At 63.4% G+C, this 19,320-nt stretch carries 14 protein-coding genes; 8 read left to right on the top strand and 6 right to left on the bottom strand.

Annotated elements, in window-relative coordinates; all coding sequences use genetic code 11:
- A partial coding sequence (locus N181_RS10290) for an IS3 family transposase (RefSeq protein ID WP_155621609.1) occupies nucleotides 1–872 on the top strand: 872 nt, incomplete at its 5' end.
- 110 nt (nucleotides 873–982) lie between these two features.
- Here the strand turns inward: N181_RS10290 and N181_RS10285 are convergent.
- The 5 genes from N181_RS10285 to N181_RS10265 are packed head-to-tail and all read right to left on the bottom strand — an operon-like array spanning nucleotide 983 to nucleotide 6,449.
- Nucleotides 983–2,203 (bottom strand): molybdopterin molybdotransferase MoeA, encoded by a 1,221-nt coding sequence (locus N181_RS10285; RefSeq protein WP_014328326.1) that lies wholly within the window; start codon nucleotides 2,201–2,203, stop codon nucleotides 983–985.
- Complete coding sequence (gene moaC, locus N181_RS10280) at nucleotides 2,203–2,697, bottom strand: cyclic pyranopterin monophosphate synthase MoaC (RefSeq protein WP_014328327.1); 495 nt, start codon at nucleotides 2,695–2,697, stop codon at nucleotides 2,203–2,205. The genes N181_RS10285 and moaC overlap by 1 nt, the downstream gene beginning before the upstream one ends.
- Complete coding sequence (gene trpC / locus N181_RS10275; RefSeq protein WP_014328328.1) at nucleotides 2,697–3,512, bottom strand: indole-3-glycerol phosphate synthase TrpC; 816 nt, start codon at nucleotides 3,510–3,512, stop codon at nucleotides 2,697–2,699. Before trpC ends, moaC begins: the two co-directional genes overlap by 1 nt.
- 9 nt (nucleotides 3,513–3,521) lie before the next feature.
- Nucleotides 3,522–4,535 (bottom strand): anthranilate phosphoribosyltransferase, encoded by a 1,014-nt coding sequence (trpD, locus tag N181_RS10270; RefSeq protein ID WP_014328329.1) that lies wholly within the window; start codon nucleotides 4,533–4,535, stop codon nucleotides 3,522–3,524.
- 18 nt (nucleotides 4,536–4,553) lie between these two features.
- Entirely contained in the window at nucleotides 4,554–6,449 is a 1,896-nt protein-coding gene (locus N181_RS10265; protein ID WP_037392749.1) for a peptidylprolyl isomerase, read from the bottom strand.
- Between the two features lie 368 nt (nucleotides 6,450–6,817).
- On the opposite strand from N181_RS10265, the gene N181_RS10260 reads away from it, so the two are divergent.
- From N181_RS10260 to N181_RS10240, 5 genes are all read left to right on the top strand, one after another.
- A complete protein-coding gene (locus N181_RS10260) occupies nucleotides 6,818–8,464 on the top strand; it encodes a Na/Pi cotransporter family protein (RefSeq protein WP_014328331.1) in 1,647 nt (548 codons plus the stop codon).
- A gap of 197 nt (nucleotides 8,465–8,661) precedes the next feature.
- On the top strand, nucleotides 8,662–10,032 hold the full coding sequence (gene glmU, locus N181_RS10255; protein WP_014328332.1) for a bifunctional UDP-N-acetylglucosamine diphosphorylase/glucosamine-1-phosphate N-acetyltransferase GlmU: 1,371 nt from the start codon (nucleotides 8,662–8,664) through the stop codon (nucleotides 10,030–10,032).
- A gap of 146 nt (nucleotides 10,033–10,178) precedes the next feature.
- Nucleotides 10,179–12,005: a glutamine--fructose-6-phosphate transaminase (isomerizing) gene (gene glmS / locus N181_RS10250; protein WP_014328333.1), complete on the top strand. Its 1,827-nt coding sequence runs from the start codon at nucleotides 10,179–10,181 to the stop codon at nucleotides 12,003–12,005.
- Complete coding sequence (locus N181_RS10245) at nucleotides 12,002–12,502, top strand: GNAT family N-acetyltransferase (protein WP_037435895.1); 501 nt, start codon at nucleotides 12,002–12,004, stop codon at nucleotides 12,500–12,502. Before glmS ends, N181_RS10245 begins: the two co-directional genes overlap by 4 nt.
- A 17-nt stretch (nucleotides 12,503–12,519) precedes the next feature.
- A complete protein-coding gene (locus tag N181_RS10240) occupies nucleotides 12,520–13,215 on the top strand; it encodes a DUF502 domain-containing protein (RefSeq protein ID WP_037392752.1) in 696 nt (231 codons plus the stop codon).
- Between the two features lie 21 nt (nucleotides 13,216–13,236).
- Here N181_RS10240 and recG read toward each other — a convergent pair whose 3' ends face one another.
- Nucleotides 13,237–15,342, bottom strand: a complete 2,106-nt coding sequence (recG, locus tag N181_RS10235; RefSeq protein ID WP_037392753.1) for an ATP-dependent DNA helicase RecG — start codon at nucleotides 15,340–15,342, stop codon at nucleotides 13,237–13,239.
- Between the two features lie 116 nt (nucleotides 15,343–15,458).
- On the opposite strand from recG, the gene N181_RS10230 reads away from it, so the two are divergent.
- Both N181_RS10230 and mfd read left to right on the top strand, forming a co-directional pair.
- A complete protein-coding gene (locus N181_RS10230; protein ID WP_014328337.1) occupies nucleotides 15,459–15,764 on the top strand; it encodes an FAD assembly factor SdhE in 306 nt (101 codons plus the stop codon).
- Nucleotides 15,765–15,772: 8 nt separating this feature from the next.
- Nucleotides 15,773–19,285, top strand: coding sequence for a transcription-repair coupling factor (gene mfd, locus N181_RS10225; RefSeq protein ID WP_060563360.1), 3,513 nt, complete (start codon nucleotides 15,773–15,775; stop codon nucleotides 19,283–19,285).
- Nucleotides 19,286–19,320: the final 35 nt, after the last annotated feature.

Raw genomic sequence — 19,320 nt, 5'->3', positions numbered from 1 at the left:
CCGCGGCCGAGAAACGAGACTACATCCGTCATCACCGGCCCGATGGCATCTCCGTCTCGGAAGGATGTCGACTGATGGGGATCGCTCGTTCGACCTATTATGACCGCCGCGATGGGCAGGCTGACGACACCGCTGTCGTCGAAGCCATGTTTGCGATCTGCGACGAGTTCGAGTTCTACGGCTATCGTCGCGTCGGCGCAGCTCTTCGTCAAAAGGGCCTTGTCGTGAACCACAAGAAGATCCGCCGTCTCATGCGCGAACACGGGTTGCAGCCGAAGTTCAGGCGGCGCTTCGTTGCCACGACCGACAGCGATCACAATGGGCCGATCTTTCCGAATTTGGCGCGCGAATTCGCTCCGACCGGACCGGACCAGCTCTGGCAGGGAGATATAACCTACGTTGCCCTGCCGGATCGCTTCGTCTATGTCGCCGTCATCCTTGATGCCTGGTCACGGATGGTCGTCGGGTATGCCATCGGACGGTCAATCGATGCCCGTCTGACATTGGTGGCACTGAAGACGGCCATCGAATGCAGACGACCACCGGCCGGCTGCATCCACCATTCCGATCGTGGATCGCAATACGCTGCGGAAACCTATCGCCAACACCTCGGCCATCACGGACTAGCCGGTTCTATGGGGCGCCGAGGCAACCCCTACGACAATGCAAAGGCCGAAAGCTTCATGAAGACGCTCAAGGTCGAGGCCGTGTATCCGATGGCGTTCGAAACCTATGACGACGTCATCGAACATCTTCCCGACTTCATCGAGAACATCTACAACAAACGACGGCTGCACTCGGCGCTGGGTTATCTCAGTCCGCAGCAGTTCGAGGATCAACACATCCGGCAGACGGGCAAAACCGCAGCCTGATCACTGTCCACCCCAAGGGGCGCTCCACAGAATGCTTCAATTTAACCAGGAAAGGCTCTAATTTACCGAAATACCGAAAGTCCGATAGCAAAATGCTGGGCGCAGCGATGTCAGGCCGGATCGCGAAGTTTTAGAACGATGCAAGAGTCTCCGGGCGTCGCGGCGGGTGTTTGCGGCGGCCGAACGATCAGGCCGTCCGACTGCGCGAAGACCTTGGTCATCGACGAATCCTGGCGTGCGAAGGGATGCGCCAGCAACGATCCATCCGGCTCGCGGGAGAGGTGCGCCCGAACGTAGTCCTGGCGGCGGTCGTTGGCCGGCAGTGGCGCGTCGAGCTTCGCGGCGATCAGGCGCGAGCGGTCAGGAAGATGAGCAAGCCTGCGCGCCAACGGCTCCAGGAAGAGCAGGGCGCAGACGAGGCTCGAGACCGGATTGCCGGGTAGGCCGAGCACCGGCATGCCGGCGAGGTCGCCGACCATCAGAGGCTTTCCCGGCCGCATGGCGATTCGCCAGAAATCGAGCGTCATACCGCAGGCGACGAGCGTCGATTGGACAAGGTCGTGGTCGCCGACCGAGGCTCCACCGAGCGTGACGAGCACGTCGGCTTGCGCGGCCTGCGCTTTGGCGACGGCAGCGGCAATTGCAGCCCGGTCGTCGCTGACGATGCCCAGATCCAGTATATCCGCGCCATTTTCGCGAGCGATCGCCGCGACACCGAAACTGTTCGAGGCGATGATTTGGTCGGCCCCGGGCGAACTGCCGGGCGGCAGCAGCTCGTCACCCGTTGCAAGAATTGCGATCTTTGGACGCAGGAAGACCGGCAGGGTCGGGTGATTCATGCTGGCGGCGAGCGTCAACCGGCCGGCATCGAGCACGCTTCCGGCGGAAAGCGTGACTTCGCCCTGCTTGAAATCCTGGCCGGCCAAGCGGATATGGCGGCCCTTTGCCGGGGCGAACAGGGTGCGGATCCGATCACCCTCGAGCCGCTCTGTATCCTCCTGCAGAATGACGGTATCGGCGCCGGCCGCGAGCGGCGCGCCGGTGAAGATGCGCACGGCTTCGCCTGGTCCAAGCCGGCCCTGAAACCGGCGCCCCGCCGCCGACTGCCCGATCACCGTCAGTTCGGCGCCGACATTGGCGATGTCCTCGTGACGGACGGCGTAGCCGTCCATGGCAGAATTGTCGAAGGGAGGATGGGTGAGCAGAGCGCCCGTGTCCTCGGCAAGCACGCGGCCGAGGCAATCGTGCAGCCCAAGCCGCTCCGTCTCCCGGCTAGGCCGGGCCTGGGCAAGGACCCTTGTGAGCGCCTCTTCGACAGACAGCAGCGACATCAGCCCTGGTCTCCACCGCGGCGGTAGTCGCCGGATTTTCCGCCCGACTTGCTGACGAGGCAAATGCCGCCGATTTCCATCTCGCGGTCTGCCGCCTTTGCCATGTCGTATATCGTCAGGCAGGCAATGCTGACCGCCGTCAGCGCTTCCATCTCGACGCCGGTCCGCCCCTTGAGCTTCGCCATTGCCTCGACGCGCAAGCCGGGCAGGGCGTCGTCCGCTACGATATCGACGGAGACTTTGGTCAGCATCAGTGGGTGGCAGAGCGGAATGAGGTTCGACGTCTGCTTGGCAGCCATGATGCCGGCGAGCCGGGCCGTGCCGATCACGTCGCCCTTCTTGGCGTTGCCTTCGAGGATCAAGGCCAGCGTCTCCGGCCGCATCCGCACGAAGCCTTCGGCGGCGGCGACACGCTCCGTCTCCGCCTTGTCACCGACATCGACCATGTGGGCTTCGCCGGCGCTGTCGATGTGGGTAAGGCGCGGGCCGCTCATCACTCTGCGGCCACGGCGCTTGCCGAACCGGTCAGCAGCGCGCGCGTTGCCGCCTCCACGTCGTCTTTCCGCATCAGGCTTTCGCCGACGAGGAAAGTCGTGATTCCGCTCGTTTCGAGACGCCGGCAGTCGGCGTGTGTGAAGATGCCGCTTTCGCCGACAAGCAGGCGATCGGCCGGCACCACCGGCGCGAGCTGTTCGGAAACCGCAAGATCGACCTCGAACGTCCTCAAGTTGCGGTTGTTGATGCCGATGAGGGGAGACGACAGCCGCAGTGCCCGCTCCATTTCCTCCGCGTCATGCACCTCGACGAGCACGTCCATGCCGAGCGCCCCCGCAGCATCTTCCAGACGATGCGCGTCGTCGTCGGTCAGCGATGCCATGATCAGGAGGACGCAGTCGGCTCCCCAGGCGCGGGCTTCGAACACCTGGTAGGTGTCGAACATGAAGTCCTTGCGCAGCGCCGGCAGCGAACAGGCAGCCCGCGCTTCCGTCAGAAATTCCGGAGCGCCCTGAAAGCTCGGCGTATCCGTCAGCACCGAGAGGCAGGCGGCCCCGCCCGCCGCATAGGCCTTCGCCAGCGCCGGCGGATCGAAGTCCGAGCGAATCAAACCTTTCGACGGACTGGCCTTCTTGATCTCGGCGATCAGTCCGAATTCGCCTTTCTGGCGCCGCGCCGCAAGCGCAGCGTGAAAGCCGCGCGGCGAGGACTGATCGACGATCCGCGCCCGCAGCTCGTCGAGTGGAACGCGCGACTTCGCGGCGGCGATCTCTTCACGCTTGTAGGCCTCGATCTTGCGCAGAATATCCGTCATGTCCTCTCCTCAAGCGGCGTTGGAGACGGTGATGAGCCGCTGCAAGGCGGTCTTGGCCGCACCGCTCGAAAGCGCTTGCCGTGCTATCGCCATGCCTTCGGCGAGATCCGTGGCGCGTCCGGCTATCATCAACGAAGCGGCGGCGTTCGCAAGGGAAATGTCCCGATACGCATTCTCCTCGCCATCGAGCACCGCCTGCAATGCCGCCGCATTATGCGCACCGTCGCCGCCCTTCAATGCGTCGAGAGTCGTGCGCGCGAGGCCGAAGGATTCCGGCGTCAACTCGAAGCTGCGGATCTTGCCGTCCTTCAGTTCGGCAACCTTGGTGACCCCAGTCGTGGTGATTTCGTCCAGTCCCTCACCGTGGACGACCCAGACGCTCTCGGAGCCGAGATCGCGCAGAACTTCCGCGAGCGGATCGACCCATTGCGGCGCATAGACGCCGACAAGCTGTCGTTTAACCCCGGCCGGATTGGAGAGGGGACCCAAGAGATTGAAGATGGTTCTCGTGCCGAGCTCGACCCGGGTCGGTCCCACATGGCGCATGGCCGAATGGTGCTGCTGGGCGAACATGAAGCCGACGCCAGCCTCCCGGATGCAGCGGGAAATCGCCTCGGGTCCGATGTCGAGCTTGACGCCGAGGCAGGAAAGGGCATCCGCCGTTCCGGATTTCGAGCTCAGGGCTCGATTGCCGTGCTTGGCGACCGGCACGCCTGCGCCCGCGACGATCAGCGAAGCCAGCGTCGAGATATTGTAGGTGCCCGCGCCATCGCCGCCGGTCCCGACGATGTCGATCGCGTCCTGAGGCGCCTCGACCGGCAACATGCGCGCCCGCATCGCTCCGACCGCGCCGACGATCTCGTCGACGGTTTCGCCGCGCACGCGGAGCGCCATGAGGAAGCCGCCGATCTGCGAAGGAGTGGCCGCGCCCGACATGATGATCTCGAAGGCGGCTCGCGCATCGTCCCGGCTGAGTGCCTCGCGTGCTGCGACTTTTGCGACGAACGGCTTCAAATCATTCATGCGTGGTTTCCTCGTCCGTCAGCGTTGCGCCAATGCCTGCTCGGCAAGCGTCTGGTTGATCGATACGCCATAGACCGACTGCAGCGTTGCGACCATCTGATCGAGTATGTCGTCGCCGCTCGCGCGGGCGATCGCTTCGATCTGGCGGCTGTCGTTGTCGAGGGCGTTGGCGGGCGCGTTGTCGTCGACGGCCGTCACCTGCATGAGGATCTGGCCTTCGCCCCCCATGCCGGCGGCATTGGCGACATGCCCGTTCGGTCCGCCGAAGGCAGCCGCGATGGCGGCCTGACTCAAGGCAGCGTCCTCCTGTGTGGAGCGGCTCAATCCGGTCTTCGTTTCGACGACGAGGCCGAGTTCGCTCGCAATATCCGCGAGCTTCGCGCCCTTCTGGACACGACCCTTCAAGTCTGCCGCCTTGGCGGCAAGCGCCACCCGCTGCTGCTCGGCCGTCCAGTCGGCAGCCACCTCGTCGCGAACCTCGTCGAGCGTACGGTCGCGGGCGGGGATCACCTCTTCGAGGTCGAACCAGGCATAGCCGTCGCGGCCGATATGGACGGCCAGCGTCTCGAGGCCAACCTCAGCTTTCAACACTTCCTGGAGAAGGGCGCGCTGCTCCGGCAGTCCGGTCACATCGTCGCCATTCTGGTCCTTGCCAGCGGCATCGATCGCGTCGACGGTTACGAGCTTAAGCTTCAGCTGGTCGGCGACTTCCTTCACCGTCGCCCCAGCAGCCCTTTCGTCCTCGATCTTGTCATGCAGGCCGACGAGCTGATCGCGCGCCACGGAAAGCGCGATGTCCTTGCGCAACTCCTCCTTGACTTGATCGAAGCTGCGAACTGCTTCCTGGCGAATATTGGTGACGCGCAGGATGACGGGGCCGAAGGCGCCTTCGACGACGGGCGTCACGCCGCCATCCGACGCGACAGCGAAGGCTGCTTCGGCGACTTTCTGATCTGGCATCCGCTCCTTGGTGAAGTCACCGAGGAGAACATCCGCCGCACTCTTGCCTTCGGCCTTGACGAGATCGTCGAAGGAGGTGCCGGCAGAAAGCTTGGCGGCGGCGGCGTCGGCCGCTTCGCGAGACGGAAAGGCGAGCTGCTCGATTGTTCTCGTTGCCGGGCTGCGGAAGCTTTCCTTGCGCTTTTCGTAGTCGTCGCGCAACTCTTCCTCGGTGACCGTGTCGGTCGCAATCAGATCCTCGGGTTCGAGCTTGATATAGCTGAACTTCCGATATTCCGGAGCGCGATAATTCGCCTTGTGGCTTTCGAACCAGGGTGCGAGCACATCGTCGCCCGGCGCCTTGACCGCATCGATGTTTGCGTTCGAAAGCAGCAGGTAGTCGATAGAGCGGGTCTCGTGCCGGTATTTGCCGACGGCATCGACTAGGATCGCGGGGGCCGTGAATCCGTCCGACAGCGCATCGACGATTTGCGAGCGAACCGCCACCTGGCTGCGGTTCTTGATGTAGTCCTGTTCCGTCAATCCGGCATTGCGCAGCACGCTCGAGAAGGTCATCCGATCGAATTGGCCGTTCGCGCCATGAAAGGCGGGATCCTCGCCGATGAGCCTGGCGAGCCGATCTTCGGAGAGGCCGAGATTCATGTCTTCGGCAAGCTGATCGAGAGCGGCGCCTGCGACGAGCTGAGAATAGACCTGCGCCTCCATGCCGAATGCGCGGGCCTGCTGTCGCGTGAGCGGCGTCCCAAGCTGCCGGGAAAGCAGGCTCAATTGGCGCTCATAGGCAAGCCGATAGTCGCTGCTGGAGACCTTCACTTCGCCGACCGTCACCACCGCATCGGACGTGCCGGTAACCATCAAGGTCTGACCGCCCCACACCATGAAGGAGAGGATGAGAATGGCCAGGAGGCCTTTGACGATCCGCGTCTGGGCGGCGTTTCTCAGGGAGTCGAGCATGGGGGGCAGAAACCTCGTTGCAGTATAGCGGCATTACGCCGAATGATTTCGTTCCTTAGAACAAACCAAAAGGGAATTGAAGGCCGATCCGTCTGAAATCGCCATGCCGCGGAAAACCGGGCCGGAAGACGCGCGGTCCGACGGAATTCTCGGCGCTGTCGGGCGCTTTCGCGGAGGCGTCCATCGAACGACAAGTCGGGGATCGACGCGAACAGGAAAGTGGATGTCGGATTCCTTAGCCGGCAATTGAAATTGATCTGCAAAATTGGCAGTTTCAGGCTGGTCTCTCTATGGCCAAGGAGAGAGATTCGTGTCTTCGATAGTGACAGAAACTTGATGCCCGGCGGCGGCTGCGGAATATCCATGCCATGCAATCCACCATCGTAATGGTCAATCTCTTCGGAGCTGTCGCACTGCTCCTGTTCGGTCTTTCGCTGGTGAAGGAAGGGGTGACGCGCGCCTTCGGATCAAGGTTGCGGGCCGGTCTGGCACGGGGAACGAGCGGTTCGCTGCGCGCCTTTGCGACGGGACTCGTCGCCACGCTCGCCCTGCAAAGCTCCACGGCCACGGCCCTGATGACCGCATCCTTCGTGGAGAAGGGCCTTGTGCGGTCGCGCATGGCGCAGATCGTGCTGCTCGGTGCCAATATAGGCACGGCCGTGACGGCATGGATCGTTGCACTGGGGGTCGGCTGGCTGGCGCCGCTGTTCATTCTGGCCGGCGTCATGATGCACCGAATGAGCCAGTCGAGCGCGCGCCAGGGGGGCGGCTTTGCACTGGTCGGTATCGGCCTGATGCTTCTGTCGCTCGAACTGCTCGGCACGGCGACGGAGCCGATGCGCGAGTCCGAAGCCCTGGCGGCGTTTCTGGGCATGCTCGACAACGCCTGGCCGGTCGCCATGCTGATTGCGGCTGGTCTGGCTTTCGCCTCGTCCTCGAGCCTTGCCATCGTCATGCTCGTCCTGTCGTTGTCATCCGCAGGCGTCCTCTCGACGGGGCTGACCGTTGCTTTGGTGCTCGGCGCCAATCTGGGCGGCGCCATCCCGCCGGTCATCGCGACGCTGGCCGCGGCGCCCGGCGCCCGCCGCGTGACGATCGGCAATCTGGTCGTACGCGGTGTCGGATGTCTGATCGCACTTCCGCTGGCCGGTCTCTACGCGGACATGCTGCAGAGCCTGCCCCTGCCGCGACAGAAGCTGCCTGTCGACGTCCATCTTCTTTTCAACCTGGCCGTCGCGTTGATCGCCTGGCCCTTCTCGGGGTTGCTGTCCCGGCTGATGAGCAGCCTGGTCCCGGACGAAGAGGTGAGCGAGACGGGGCCGCGCTATCTTGACGACGCGGCGCTCGATACGCCCGTCATGGCGCTTTCCGGCGCGACGCGGGAGGTGCTTCGGGTCGGAGACCTCATCGAGGCGATGCTCCTGCGCACGTCGGCCGCCTTCAACAAGAATGACCTCGGTGAACTCAACGACATCGGCAAGATGGAAAAGCAGGTCGATCTGCTGCAGCAGGAGGTGAAGATTTTCTTGTCGCGGTTGGGCCGAGACGGGCTCAGCGAGGAGGATGGACGCCGTTCGATCGTCATCATCGACTATGCGATCAATCTGGAGCACATGGGCGATATCATCGAGAAGGGTATTTGCGAGCAGATCCGCAAGAAAGTGACGAACGGCCTGAAGTTTTCCGACGAAGGCTATCACGAACTGAAGAACCTGTTCGATCTCACCCTCGACAACTTGCGGATCGCGCAGACGATTTTCGTCTCCCGCAACGCGGACCTCGCCCGGCACCTCATAGAGGTCAAGGTCGATGTGCGCCATATGGAAAAACGCTCGGCCGAACGACATCTGGAGCGCCTCCGCGACGGCTTGCTGGAAAGCCTGCAGACGAGTTCGCTGCATCTCGACATGCTGCGGGATCTGAAGCGCATCAACGCGCACATCGCCTCCGTGGCCTATCCAATCGTCGAAGAGAGCGGTCTTTTGACGGAGAGCAGGTTGCGGCCACAGGCTTGATGGCAACGTTTTCCTGACGCCCAGTGGAAGGCGCGACGTGACTTTTCCGAAACAGGGAGCCACCATCGCCTTTTACCCGGATTAACGGGACGTGATTGTGCGATATATGCTTTTCGCAATAGTTTGCGGACGGCACGCGTCGAGTCGGGCGACGGGCATGCGTACGAATACCCGAAGAATACCAAGGAGATCAGAGTATGGAACGGACTTGCCTGGCGATCATCCTGGCGGCGGGCGAGAGCACGCGGATGAAATCGGCCATGTCGAAGGTGCTGCATCCGGTGGCGGGCCGGCCGATGATTGCGCATGTCGTCGACGCCCTGGCAAGCGCATCCATTGCCGACGTGGCCCTGGTTGTCGGCCGCGACGCGGAAGCTGTGTCGACTGCCGCCAGCACAGGCTCTGTAAACGTTTCCTCCTTCCTGCAAAAGGAACGGCTGGGGACGGCGCATGCCGTTCTTGCAGCGCGCGAGGCGATCGAGAAGGGCTATGACGACGTCCTTGTCGTCTTCGGCGATACGCCGCTTATCACCGCCGCGCCGCTCACGGCTGCGCGCGAACGGTTGGCGGAAGGCAATGATGTGGTCGTCATCGGCTTCGAAACCGCGGATCCGACCGGCTACGGCCGCCTGATCGTCGAGGACGGGGAATTGCTTGCCATCCGGGAACACAAGGACGCGTCCGAGGAGGAGCGCCGCATCACCTATTGCAACGGCGGCCTGATGGCGATCAGCGGCCGCAAGGCGCTCGACCTTCTCGGCCGTATCGGCAATGCCAACGTCAAGGGCGAATACTACCTGACGGACCTCGTCGAGATCGTCCGCTCGCTCGGAGGCCGGGCGATCGCCGTCAAGGCGCCTGAGGAGGAGCTCACCGGCTGCAATACGCGGGCCGAACTCGCCTATATCGAGCGGCTTTGGCAGCAACGCCGCCGCCACGAACTGATGCTGGCCGGGGTTTCCATGGTCGCGCCGGAGACGGTCTTCCTCGCCTGGGACACCGAACTTGCCCAGGATGTGCTGGTGGAGCCGAACGTGGTCTTCGGTCCCGGGGTTCGCGTCGAGAGCGGTGCCGTCATCCACGCCTTCTCGCACGTCGAGGGCGCCCATGTCCGCGCGGGCGCGACGGTCGGCCCCTTCGCCCGTCTTCGTCCGGGCGCTGATCTCGGTCCGAAATCGAAGGTCGGCAACTTCTGCGAGGTGAAGAAGGCGGAGATCGGTGCGGGCGCCAAGGTGAACCACCTTACCTATATCGGCGATGCATTCGTCGGTGCCGGATCGAACATCGGCGCCGGCACCATCACCTGCAACTATGACGGCGTGAACAAGCACGTCACGCGGATCGGCGAAAATACCTTCATCGGCTCGAACTCGTCGCTCGTCGCTCCCGTGTCGATCGGCAGCGGGGCGCTCGTCGCCTCCGGCAGCGTGATTACCGAGGACGTGCCGGCCGATGCCGTTGCGTTCGGCCGGGCGCGGCAGGAGATCAAGCCCGGACGTGCCCCCATTTTAAGGGAGCGCTACGAGGCGGAAAAAGCGGCGAGGAAGAAGATCAATGCTTCCGAGTAGCCTCGTTAATCATTGAAACTGAAAGTGAAATCGAAGCGGATTGTTTCCCGTGATAATTTCGCTACCAAGGCTGCGACATTGGCGACGGGGTCGCTGCATTTGAGCTGGCACGCCACAACCGGCGTGCGACGGACGCGGAGAGTGACATGTGCGGGATTGTGGGTATCGTCGGGCAGCAGCCGGTTTCGGAGCGGCTGGTCGATGCGTTGAAACGCCTGGAGTACCGGGGCTACGATTCGGCCGGCGTCGCGACAATCGATGGTGGAGCGCTGGACCGCCGACGCGCCGAGGGAAAGCTTGTCAACCTCGAGGCGAGGCTGAAAATGGAGCCACTGGCGGGTAGCATCGGCATCGCCCACACGCGCTGGGCAACCCACGGGGCGCCGACCGAACGCAATGCCCACCCGCACTTCACCGACGGCGTCGCCGTCGTTCACAACGGCATCATCGAGAATTTTTCCGAGTTGAAGGACGAACTGGCCGAGGCCGGGGCCGAATTCCAGACCGAGACCGACACGGAGGTGGTCGCACAACTGCTGGCAAGACTTCGTCGTGACGGTATGGGACGGCGCGAGGCGATGCACGCGATGCTGAAGCGGGTGCGGGGCGCCTATGCCCTTGCCGTTCTCTTCCAGGACGATCCGTCGACCATCATGGCGGCCCGCAACGGTCCGCCGCTGGCGATCGGCCACGGCAATGGCGAGATGTTCCTGGGCTCCGACGCCATTGCGCTGGCGCCCTTCACTAACGAAATCACCTACCTCGTCGACGGCGACTGGGCGGTGATCGGCAAGACCGGCGTCCATATCTTCGACATGGATGGCAAGGTCATCACCCGCCCGCGCCAGGTATCCACGGCTGCGGCCTATATGGTCGACAAGGGCAACCATCGCCATTTCATGGAGAAGGAAATCTACGAACAGCCGGAGGTCATCTCCCACGCCCTCAGCCACTACATCAACTTCATCGACCATCGGGTGCTGCCGGTTTCGGACGATATCGACTTCGCCAAGGTGCCAAGCCTTGCCATCTCCGCCTGCGGTACCGCCTATTTGGCCGGGTTGATCGGTAAATACTGGTTCGAGCGCTATGCGCGCCTGCCGGTCGAAATCGACGTCGCTTCGGAATTTCGCTACCGGGAAATCCCGCTCTCGCCGCAATCGGCGGCTCTGTTCATCTCGCAATCGGGCGAGACCGCCGATACGCTGGCCTCCCTGCGTTATTGCAAGGATCACGGCTTGAAGATCGGCGCCGTCGTCAACACGCGCGAATCGACGATTGCGCGTGAGTCCGATGCCGTTTTTCCGATTCTTGCCGGTCCTGAGATCGGCGTGGCGTCGACCAAGGCGTTCACCTGCCAGCTCGCCGTCCTGGCTGCGCTTGCGATCGGTGCTGGCAGAGCCCGCGGCACCGTCAGCGAGCAGGAAGAGCAGGCGCTGGTGAGAAGCCTTGCCGAAATGCCGCGTGTGATGGGGCAGGTGCTCAACAGCATCCAGCCGAAGATCGAATTCCTGGCGCGCGAATTGTCGAAGTGCCGCGACGTGCTTTATCTCGGCCGCGGCACGAGCTTCCCGCTTGCCATGGAAGGTGCCCTGAAACTCAAGGAAATTTCCTATATCCACGCGGAAGGCTATGCCGCCGGCGAATTGAAACACGGTCCGATCGCGCTCATCGACGAGAACATGCCGGTCATCGTGATTGCGCCGCATGACCGATTCTTCGACAAGACCGTCTCCAACATGCAGGAGGTTGCGGCTCGCGGCGGACGGATCATCCTGATCACCGACGAGAAGGGCGCCGCCGCGTCGAAGCTCGATACCATGCACACGATCGTGCTTCCGAATGTTGACGAGATCGTCGCGCCGATGATCTTCTCGCTGCCGGTCCAACTGCTCGCCTATCATACGGCGGTCTTCATGGGCACCGACGTCGATCAGCCGCGCAACCTGGCCAAATCGGTCACTGTCGAATGATCATCCGGCCGGAAACCGATGGCGATCACGCAGTGATTCACGACGTGACGGCGGCTGCCTTCGCGGGGCAGCCGTATAGCGACCAGACCGAGCCGCTGATCATCGATCGCCTGCGCGCGGCCGGAGCCCTTACGCTCTCCCTCGTCGCCGTAGAGGGGGAAGAGGTGATCGGCCACATCGCCTTCTCGCCGGTGACGATCGCCCCCGATGCCGCGGGCTGGTATGGACTCGGTCCCGTCGCCGTACGTCCGGACAGACAGGGTCTGGGCATCGGCAGCGCACTCGTTCGCGAGGGCCTTGAAAAGTTGCGCGAGCTTGGTGCGGCCGGCTGTGTCCTGGCCGGCAATCCGGCCTTCTACCAAAGATTCGGTTTCCGCAACGATCCCGCTCTTGTCTTTCCCGGTTGTGCGCCGCAATATTTCATGGTTCTGGCCTTGTCGGAAGCCCGGGTTTCCGGCACGGTCGCCTATCATCCGGCCTTTTTCGGGCCGGTGTGAGGATCCATGGCACTTCAATGACGGACGGTTCTTCCAAAAGCGGCATCATCGCAGCCCGGCTGCGCAACTACTTTCTCACGGGCCTGATCATCTGTGCACCCGTGGCCATCACGGTGTGGCTGGTTCGCTCGTTCATCGAATGGGCGGATAGCTGGGTGAAGCCTTATCTGCCGAGCTTCTATAACCCTGACACCTATTCGCCGGTGGCAATCCCGGGCTTCGGCCTCCTCGTCGCCATCGTCGTGATCACCCTCGTCGGCTTCCTGACGGCGAGCCTTGTGGGGCGCTCGATCATCCATTTCGGCGAATCGCTGCTCGACCGCATGCCGCTCGTGCGGACGATCTACAAGTCGCTGAAGCAGATTTTCCAGACGGTGCTGCAGGACCAATCCTCTTCTTTCAAGAAGGCCGGGCTGATCGAATACCCAAGTCCCGGGCTTTGGTCTCTCGTCTTCATCGCGACCGACGTGAAGGGCGAGATCGCCGCCAAGTTCGACGAGCGCGGCATGGATATGGTGGCCGTGTTCCTGCCGCCGACGCCGCTGCCGACCGCCGGCTTCCTGCTGTTCGTGCCGCGCGACAAGATTGTCCCGCTGCAGATGAGTGCCGAGGATGCGGCCAAGCTCCTGATTTCCGGCGGTCTTGTCACGCCGGATCACAAGCCCCTGGCCAACGCACCGCCGCGGACGATCACGCAGCAGAAAAGGGCGTAACGTCGGTCGCCATTCCAAGGATTAACCGGCACGCAGGAAGCGGATCGCTTCGTCTCGCCGGTGGAGATAGAGCAGCGTCCTCAATGCCTGGCCGCGCTCCGTCGTGAGTTCCGGGTCGCGCTCGATCAGATAGGCGGCATCCTTCCGGGCGATCTCCAGAAGATCCGCATGCGCCTCGAGGCTGGCGATGCGAAATCCCGGCGTGCCGGATTGGCGTGTGCCGAGCAGTTCGCCTTCGCCGCGCAGTTTCAGGTCCTCTTCGGCAATCAGGAAGCCGTCTTCGGTATCGCGCAGGATCGAAAGGCGCGCCCGGCCGGCCTCGCTCAGTGGTCCCTTGTAAAGCAGGATGCAGGTCGAGGCCTCGTCGCCGCGCCCGACGCGGCCGCGTAATTGGTGCAATTGCGCCAGCCCGAAGCGCTCGGCATGCTCGATCACCATGATCGTCGCATCGGGAACGTCGACGCCCACCTCCACCACCGTCGTCGCTACCAGCACGCGAATCTCGCCGTTCTTGAACGCGAGCATGACGGCGTCCTTTTCCGGCCCCGTCATGCGACCATGAACGAGACCGACGTCCTTGCCGAAACGCTGTGCCAGGCTCTGGTACCGCTCGTCGGCGGACATCGTGTCGGTTTCTTCGGATTCCTCGACCAGCGGGCAGATCCAGTAGGCCTTCTTGCCCTGGCTGAGTGCCGAATCGAGCCTCTCGATGATTTCGTCGGTGCGCTCGGTCGGGATGGTGACGGTTTGAATCGGCTTTCGCCCGGCGGGCTTCTCCGTCAGCTTCGAGACGTCCATGTCGCCGAAGGCCGCCAGCACCAGGGTGCGCGGGATCGGCGTCGCCGTCATCACCAGCATGTGCGGGGAAATGCCCTTGGCGGTGAGCCGCAGCCGCTGGTGAACGCCGAAGCGATGCTGCTCATCGACGACGGCCAGCACGAGTTGCCGGTAATTGACGGCATCCTGGAAAAGCGCGTGCGTGCCGATGACCATCTGCGTCTCGCCGGAGGCGATACGCTCGAGAATTGCATCGCGCTCCTTGCCTTTCGTCCTGCCGGTCAAGACGTCGATCGTCACGCCGGCCGGCGCCGCCATTTTCGCAAGGGTCGCATGGTGCTGGCGTGCGAGAATTTCCGTCGGCGCCATCAACACCGCTTGGCCGCCGGATTCGACAGCCGCAAGCATCGCCATCAGCGCAACGGCCGTCTTGCCGGAGCCGACATCGCCCTGCAACAGGCGCAGCATGCGCTCGCTGACAGACATGTCTGCAAGGATGTCCCCGACGGCACCTGACTGGCTGGCCGTGAGAGAGAAGGGCAGGGCGGCGATGACCGGTCCACTCAACTGGCCTGTCGCATGAACCGGCGTTCCGGCGACCTTGCGTAAGCGCTGGCGCACCAAAGACAGGGATAGCTGGCCGGCGAGAAACTCGTCATAGGCGAGCCGCCGCCGAGCCGGCGCCTGTGGAGCGATATCAGTTTCGTCGCGCGGTTCGTGCAGGCGATGGAAACACTCCCTGGCGCCCGCCAAGCCCTGCTGGCGCATCAACGTTTCGTCCAGCCATTCGGGAAGCTCGGGAACGCGCGCCACTGCCGCCTCGATTGTTTTGCGCAGTGGCCGCAGCGTGAGGCCCGCTGTCAGGCCGTAGACCGGTTCGACGAGCGGCAGGCTTTCGGCTTCGGCGGCCCGCACCATATGGTCCGGATGCACCATCGAGGCGCGTCCGTTGAACCAGTCGACCTTGCCGCTGACGATAACCGTCTCGTCGATCGGCAGGGCCTTTTCCAGCCAGTTTCCCTTGACCCGGAAGAAGGTCAGCGCCAACTCGCCCGTATCGTCGTGCAGGAAGACGCGATAGGGGACATTCGGCCGGCCGCGCGGCGACGGCTGGTGCCGGTCCACACGGCCGGTGATGGTGACGATCGAGCCCTGTGGCGCATAGGCAATGCCGGGCTGCTGGCGTCGGTCGATGAGCGAATGGGGCGCGTGAAAGATGAGATCGATCACGCGGCAGTCGTCGATCGACTCGCGTCCGAGCAGGCGCGCGTATAGCTCGCCGGTCCTGGGGCCGATGCCGGGCAGGCTATCGAGCGGAGAAAACAGCGGATCGAGCAGGGCAGGGCGCATGGTCATGAAATTGCGACAAGAAATCCGGCATTGGCAAGGCTGACAAGCCGCTTTCCAGCGTTTATAGAGCCCGTGGACACGATCCGCCATGGCGGCGGTGGCAGGAAGGACGTTCCATGACCGGGATATCGCGCACGAGCGCCGACCTTGATCCGCGTCGGCGCAGGATCCTCTTCCGCGCCTGGCATCGAGGCATTCGCGAGATGGACCTGATTCTCGGGCAATTTGCCGAGGCGGAGCTTGCTACCCTTTCCGATGCGGAACTGGATGAACTCGAAGCGATCATGCGCGAGGAAGACAACGACCTCGTTCGCTGGATCACCGGAGAAAAGCCGCTGCCCGAGCGCTTCGCGACGGAGCTCTTTGCGCGTATAGCCGCCTACCGCCCGGAATTCGACCCCGTTCAGCAAGAGACGGAATGAGCTCAACGATGATCCCTGGCTTTGATCCCAAGAGAATTCTTGCGGCGACGCGAGAAGTGACGATTGGGCCCGTTCCCTCCGGTGCCGAAGCGCTGATCCTCGCCGATGTGGCACGGGCCGGCACACCGGTCGCCTATTTTCTGTCCGACGGCCAGCGGATCAGCGATCTCGAGCAGGTCCTCGGTTTCGTGGCGCCCGACATCCCGGTCCTGACCTTGCCGGGCTGGGACTGTCTGCCCTATGACCGCGTTTCGCCGAGCGCCGATACGTCAGCGCGAAGGCTTGCCGCGCTGAGCGCCTTGATCGCGCATCGCCACAAGCCGCATCCGGCGATCGTCCTGGTCACCGTCAACGCAGCTCTGCAGAAGATTTCGCCCCAGGACGTGATCGAAAGCCTCGCCTTCTCGGCGCGTCCGGGCAATCAGGTGAAGATGGACGAGCTTGCCGCGCGGTTGGAGCGAAACGGTTTCGAGCGCGTGCCGACCGTGCGCGAGGTCGGCGAGTTTGCCGTGCGCGGCGGCATCCTCGATGTCTATGTGCCGGGCAGCGGTGAGCCGCTCAGGCTGGATTTCTTCGGCGATACGCTGGAGACGATCCGCTCCTTCGATCCGGCGAGCCAGCGCACCACCGGTCAGGTGCGGTCCCTCGATCTCAATCCGATGAGCGAAGTGTCGCTGACTCCGGAGACGATCAGCCATTTCCGCAAGCAGTATCTTTCCCTCTTCGGCGCGACAACACGCGACGACGCGCTCTACCAGGCGGTCTCCGAGGGACGTCGCTACGCCGGCATGGAGCATTGGCTGCCGCTGTTCTACGATCGGCTGGAAACCATCTTCGACTATCTCGAAGGTTTCCGCATCGTCACGGATCATCTGGCGCGCGAAGCGGCGGCGGAGCGCTCGAAGCTCATTCTCGACTACTATGAGGCGCGCCAAGCCTCGGCGTCTCCCGCCAAGTCGCAGATATCCCAGGGCACGCCCTACAAGCCGGTACCGCCGGAACACCTTTATCTCAGCGCCAAAAGTTTTGGTGCCGGCCTAACGGAGCGCAATGCCGTCCGGCTGTCGCCGTTTTCCGAACATGAGGGCGAAGCCCGCCAGGTGGTGACCGTCGAGGCTCGGCAGGGGGTGCGCTGGGCAAAGACCGCAGGAGAGGCCGAGGAAAGTGACGGCGCTCGCGCCAATGTCTTCGACCAGGCCGTGAAGCACATCGCCGAGAGACGGGCAAAAGGCGCGAAGGTCGTCATTTCCGGCTGGACGGAGGGCTCGCTCGACCGGCTGCTTCAGGTGCTCGCCGAACACGGCCTCGCAAATATCCGCCCGGTGAAGGCGCTCGCCGATCTGCGCTCGCTGAAGCAGGGCGAGGCGGCGTCCACGGTCTTGAGCCTCGAATCCGGCTTCGAGACAGGCGACCTCGTGGTCATCGGCGAGCAGGATATTCTTGGCGACCGGATGGTGCGACGTTCGAAGCGCCGCAAGCGCGGCGCCGATTTCATCGCCGAAGTGACGGGCCTCGACGAGGGCAGCTACGTCGTGCATGCCGAGCACGGCATCGGCCGGTTCGTCGGCCTGCGCACGATCGAGGCCGCCGGCGCGCCGCATGATTGCCTGGAGCTCGTCTATGCCGACGAGGCGAAACTGTTCCTGCCGGTGGAAAATATCGAGCTCCTGTCGCGCTACGGGTCCGAGGGCACCGATGCGATCCTCGACAAGCTGGGCGGCGTCGCCTGGCAGGCGCGCAAGGCAAAGCTCAAGAAGCGGCTGCTCGACATGGCGGGCGGCCTCATTCGCATCGCTGCTGAGCGGCACACGCGGCACGCGCCGATCCTTGTCGCGCATGATGGCGTCTATGACGAATTCGCGGCGCGTTTTCCCTATGACGAGACCGAGGATCAGATGACCTCGATCGAGGCGGTCCGCGACGATCTCGGCGGCGGCCGGCCGATGGATCGCCTCGTCTGCGGCGACGTCGGCTTCGGCAAGACCGAGGTGGCGCTGCGTGCCGCCTTCATAGCGGCGATGAACGGCGTCCAGGTCGCCGTCGTCGTGCCGACGACCTTGCTGTCGCGGCAGCATTTCAAGACGTTTTCGGACCGCTTCCGCGGGCTGCCGATCCGCATCCAGCAAGCCTCCCGCCTCGTCGGCTCGAAGGATCTGGCGCTTACGAAGAAGGAAGTCGCCGAAGGCAAGACGGACATCGTCGTCGGCACCCACGCGCTTCTCGGTTCGTCGATCAAGTTCGCCAATCTGGGCCTGCTGATCATCGACGAGGAGCAGCACTTCGGCGTCAAGCACAAGGAGCGCTTGAAGGAACTGAAGACTGACGTGCATGTCCTGACGCTCTCAGCGACGCCCATTCCGCGCACCCTGCAGCTTGCGCTCACCGGCGTTCGCGAACTGTCGCTGATCACCACGCCGCCGGTCGACCGCATGGCAGTGCGCACCTTCATCTCGCCTTTCGACGCACTGGTGATCCGCGAGACGCTGATGCGCGAGCACTATCGCGGCGGCCAGAGCTTCTACGTCTGCCCGCGGCTGAGCGACCTTTCCGAGATCCACGATTTCCTGAAATCCGACGTGCCGGAACTGAAGGTCGCCGTGGCGCACGGCCAGATGCCAGCAACCGAACTCGAAGACATCATGAATGCCTTCTACGAAGGCCGCTATGACGTGCTTCTGTCGACGACGATCGTCGAGTCGGGGCTCGACGTGCCGACCGCCAACACCTTGATCGTGCACCGCGCCGACATGTTCGGCCTCGCCCAGCTCTATCAGCTTCGCGGCCGGGTCGGGCGCTCCAAGGTGCGCGCCTTCGCGCTTTTCACGCTTCCAGTCAACAAGACGTTGACCGGCCCGGCGGAACGGCGCCTCAAGGTGCTGCAGTCGCTCGACACACTCGGCGCCGGCTTCCAGCTCGCCAGCCACGACCTCGACATCCGCGGCGCCGGCAACCTGCTCGGCGAGGAGCAATCCGGCCACATCAAGGAGGTCGGTTTCGAGCTCTACCAGCAGATGCTGGAAGAGACAGTTGCCGAGCTCAAGGGGGACGAGGAAATCCACGATACCGGCTGGTCGCCGCAGATATCGGTCGGCACGCCGGTGATGATTCCGGAAGAATACGTGCCCGATCTCAATCTGAGGCTCGGCCTCTATCGTCGCCTCGGCGAACTGACCGACCTCAAGGAAATCGACGGCTTCGGTGCCGAACTGATCGACCGCTTCGGGCCGCTGCCGATCGAGGTCCAGCATCTTTTGAAGATCGTCTATATCAAAGCGCTCTGCCGCACGGCCAATGTCGAGAAACTCGATGCGGGGCCGAAGGGCGTCGTCGTGCAGTTCCGCAACAAGGAGTTTCCCAATCCAGCCGCGCTCGTCGGCCACATCGCCAAGCAGGGAACGCTCGCCAAGATCCGCCCCGACCAGAGCATCTTCTTCCAGCGCGAACTCGTAACGCCGGACAAGCGTCTCTCCGGCGCGGCCATGGTGATGACCCAGCTTGCGACGCTCGCCAAGGCGGCGTGAAACGACAATGGCGCCGACGTGCCGGCGCCATTGCC

The sequence above is a fragment of the Sinorhizobium fredii USDA 205 genome (assembly GCF_001461695.1).
Classification (GTDB): domain Bacteria; phylum Pseudomonadota; class Alphaproteobacteria; order Rhizobiales; family Rhizobiaceae; genus Sinorhizobium; species Sinorhizobium fredii.
Note: the sequence above shows the minus strand (reverse complement) of the source record. Positions and strands in the feature narration are given on the sequence as shown.

Bases quoted from the DNA above. Each gene is read 5' to 3' on its own strand.
- recG (WP_037392753.1), bottom strand. From the start codon at position 15,342: ATGCGCCCTGCCCTGCTCGATCCGCTGTTTTCTCCGCTCGATAGCCTG.
- mfd (WP_060563360.1), top strand. From the start codon at position 15,773: ATGATCCCTGGCTTTGATCCCAAGAGAATTCTTGCGGCGACGCGAGAA.
- trpC (WP_014328328.1), bottom strand. From the start codon at position 3,512: ATGACGGATATTCTGCGCAAGATCGAGGCCTACAAGCGTGAAGAGATC.
- moaC (WP_014328327.1), bottom strand. From the start codon at position 2,697: ATGAGCGGCCCGCGCCTTACCCACATCGACAGCGCCGGCGAAGCCCAC.
- glmS (WP_014328333.1), top strand. From the start codon at position 10,179: ATGTGCGGGATTGTGGGTATCGTCGGGCAGCAGCCGGTTTCGGAGCGG.
- N181_RS10245 (WP_037435895.1), top strand. From the start codon at position 12,002: ATGATCATCCGGCCGGAAACCGATGGCGATCACGCAGTGATTCACGAC.
- glmU (WP_014328332.1), top strand. From the start codon at position 8,662: ATGGAACGGACTTGCCTGGCGATCATCCTGGCGGCGGGCGAGAGCACG.
- N181_RS10265 (WP_037392749.1), bottom strand. From the start codon at position 6,449: ATGCTCGACTCCCTGAGAAACGCCGCCCAGACGCGGATCGTCAAAGGC.
- N181_RS10285 (WP_014328326.1), bottom strand. From the start codon at position 2,203: ATGTCGCTGCTGTCTGTCGAAGAGGCGCTCACAAGGGTCCTTGCCCAG.
- N181_RS10260 (WP_014328331.1), top strand. From the start codon at position 6,818: ATGCAATCCACCATCGTAATGGTCAATCTCTTCGGAGCTGTCGCACTG.
- N181_RS10230 (WP_014328337.1), top strand. From the start codon at position 15,459: ATGACCGGGATATCGCGCACGAGCGCCGACCTTGATCCGCGTCGGCGC.
- trpD (WP_014328329.1), bottom strand. From the start codon at position 4,535: ATGAATGATTTGAAGCCGTTCGTCGCAAAAGTCGCAGCACGCGAGGCA.
- N181_RS10240 (WP_037392752.1), top strand. From the start codon at position 12,520: ATGACGGACGGTTCTTCCAAAAGCGGCATCATCGCAGCCCGGCTGCGC.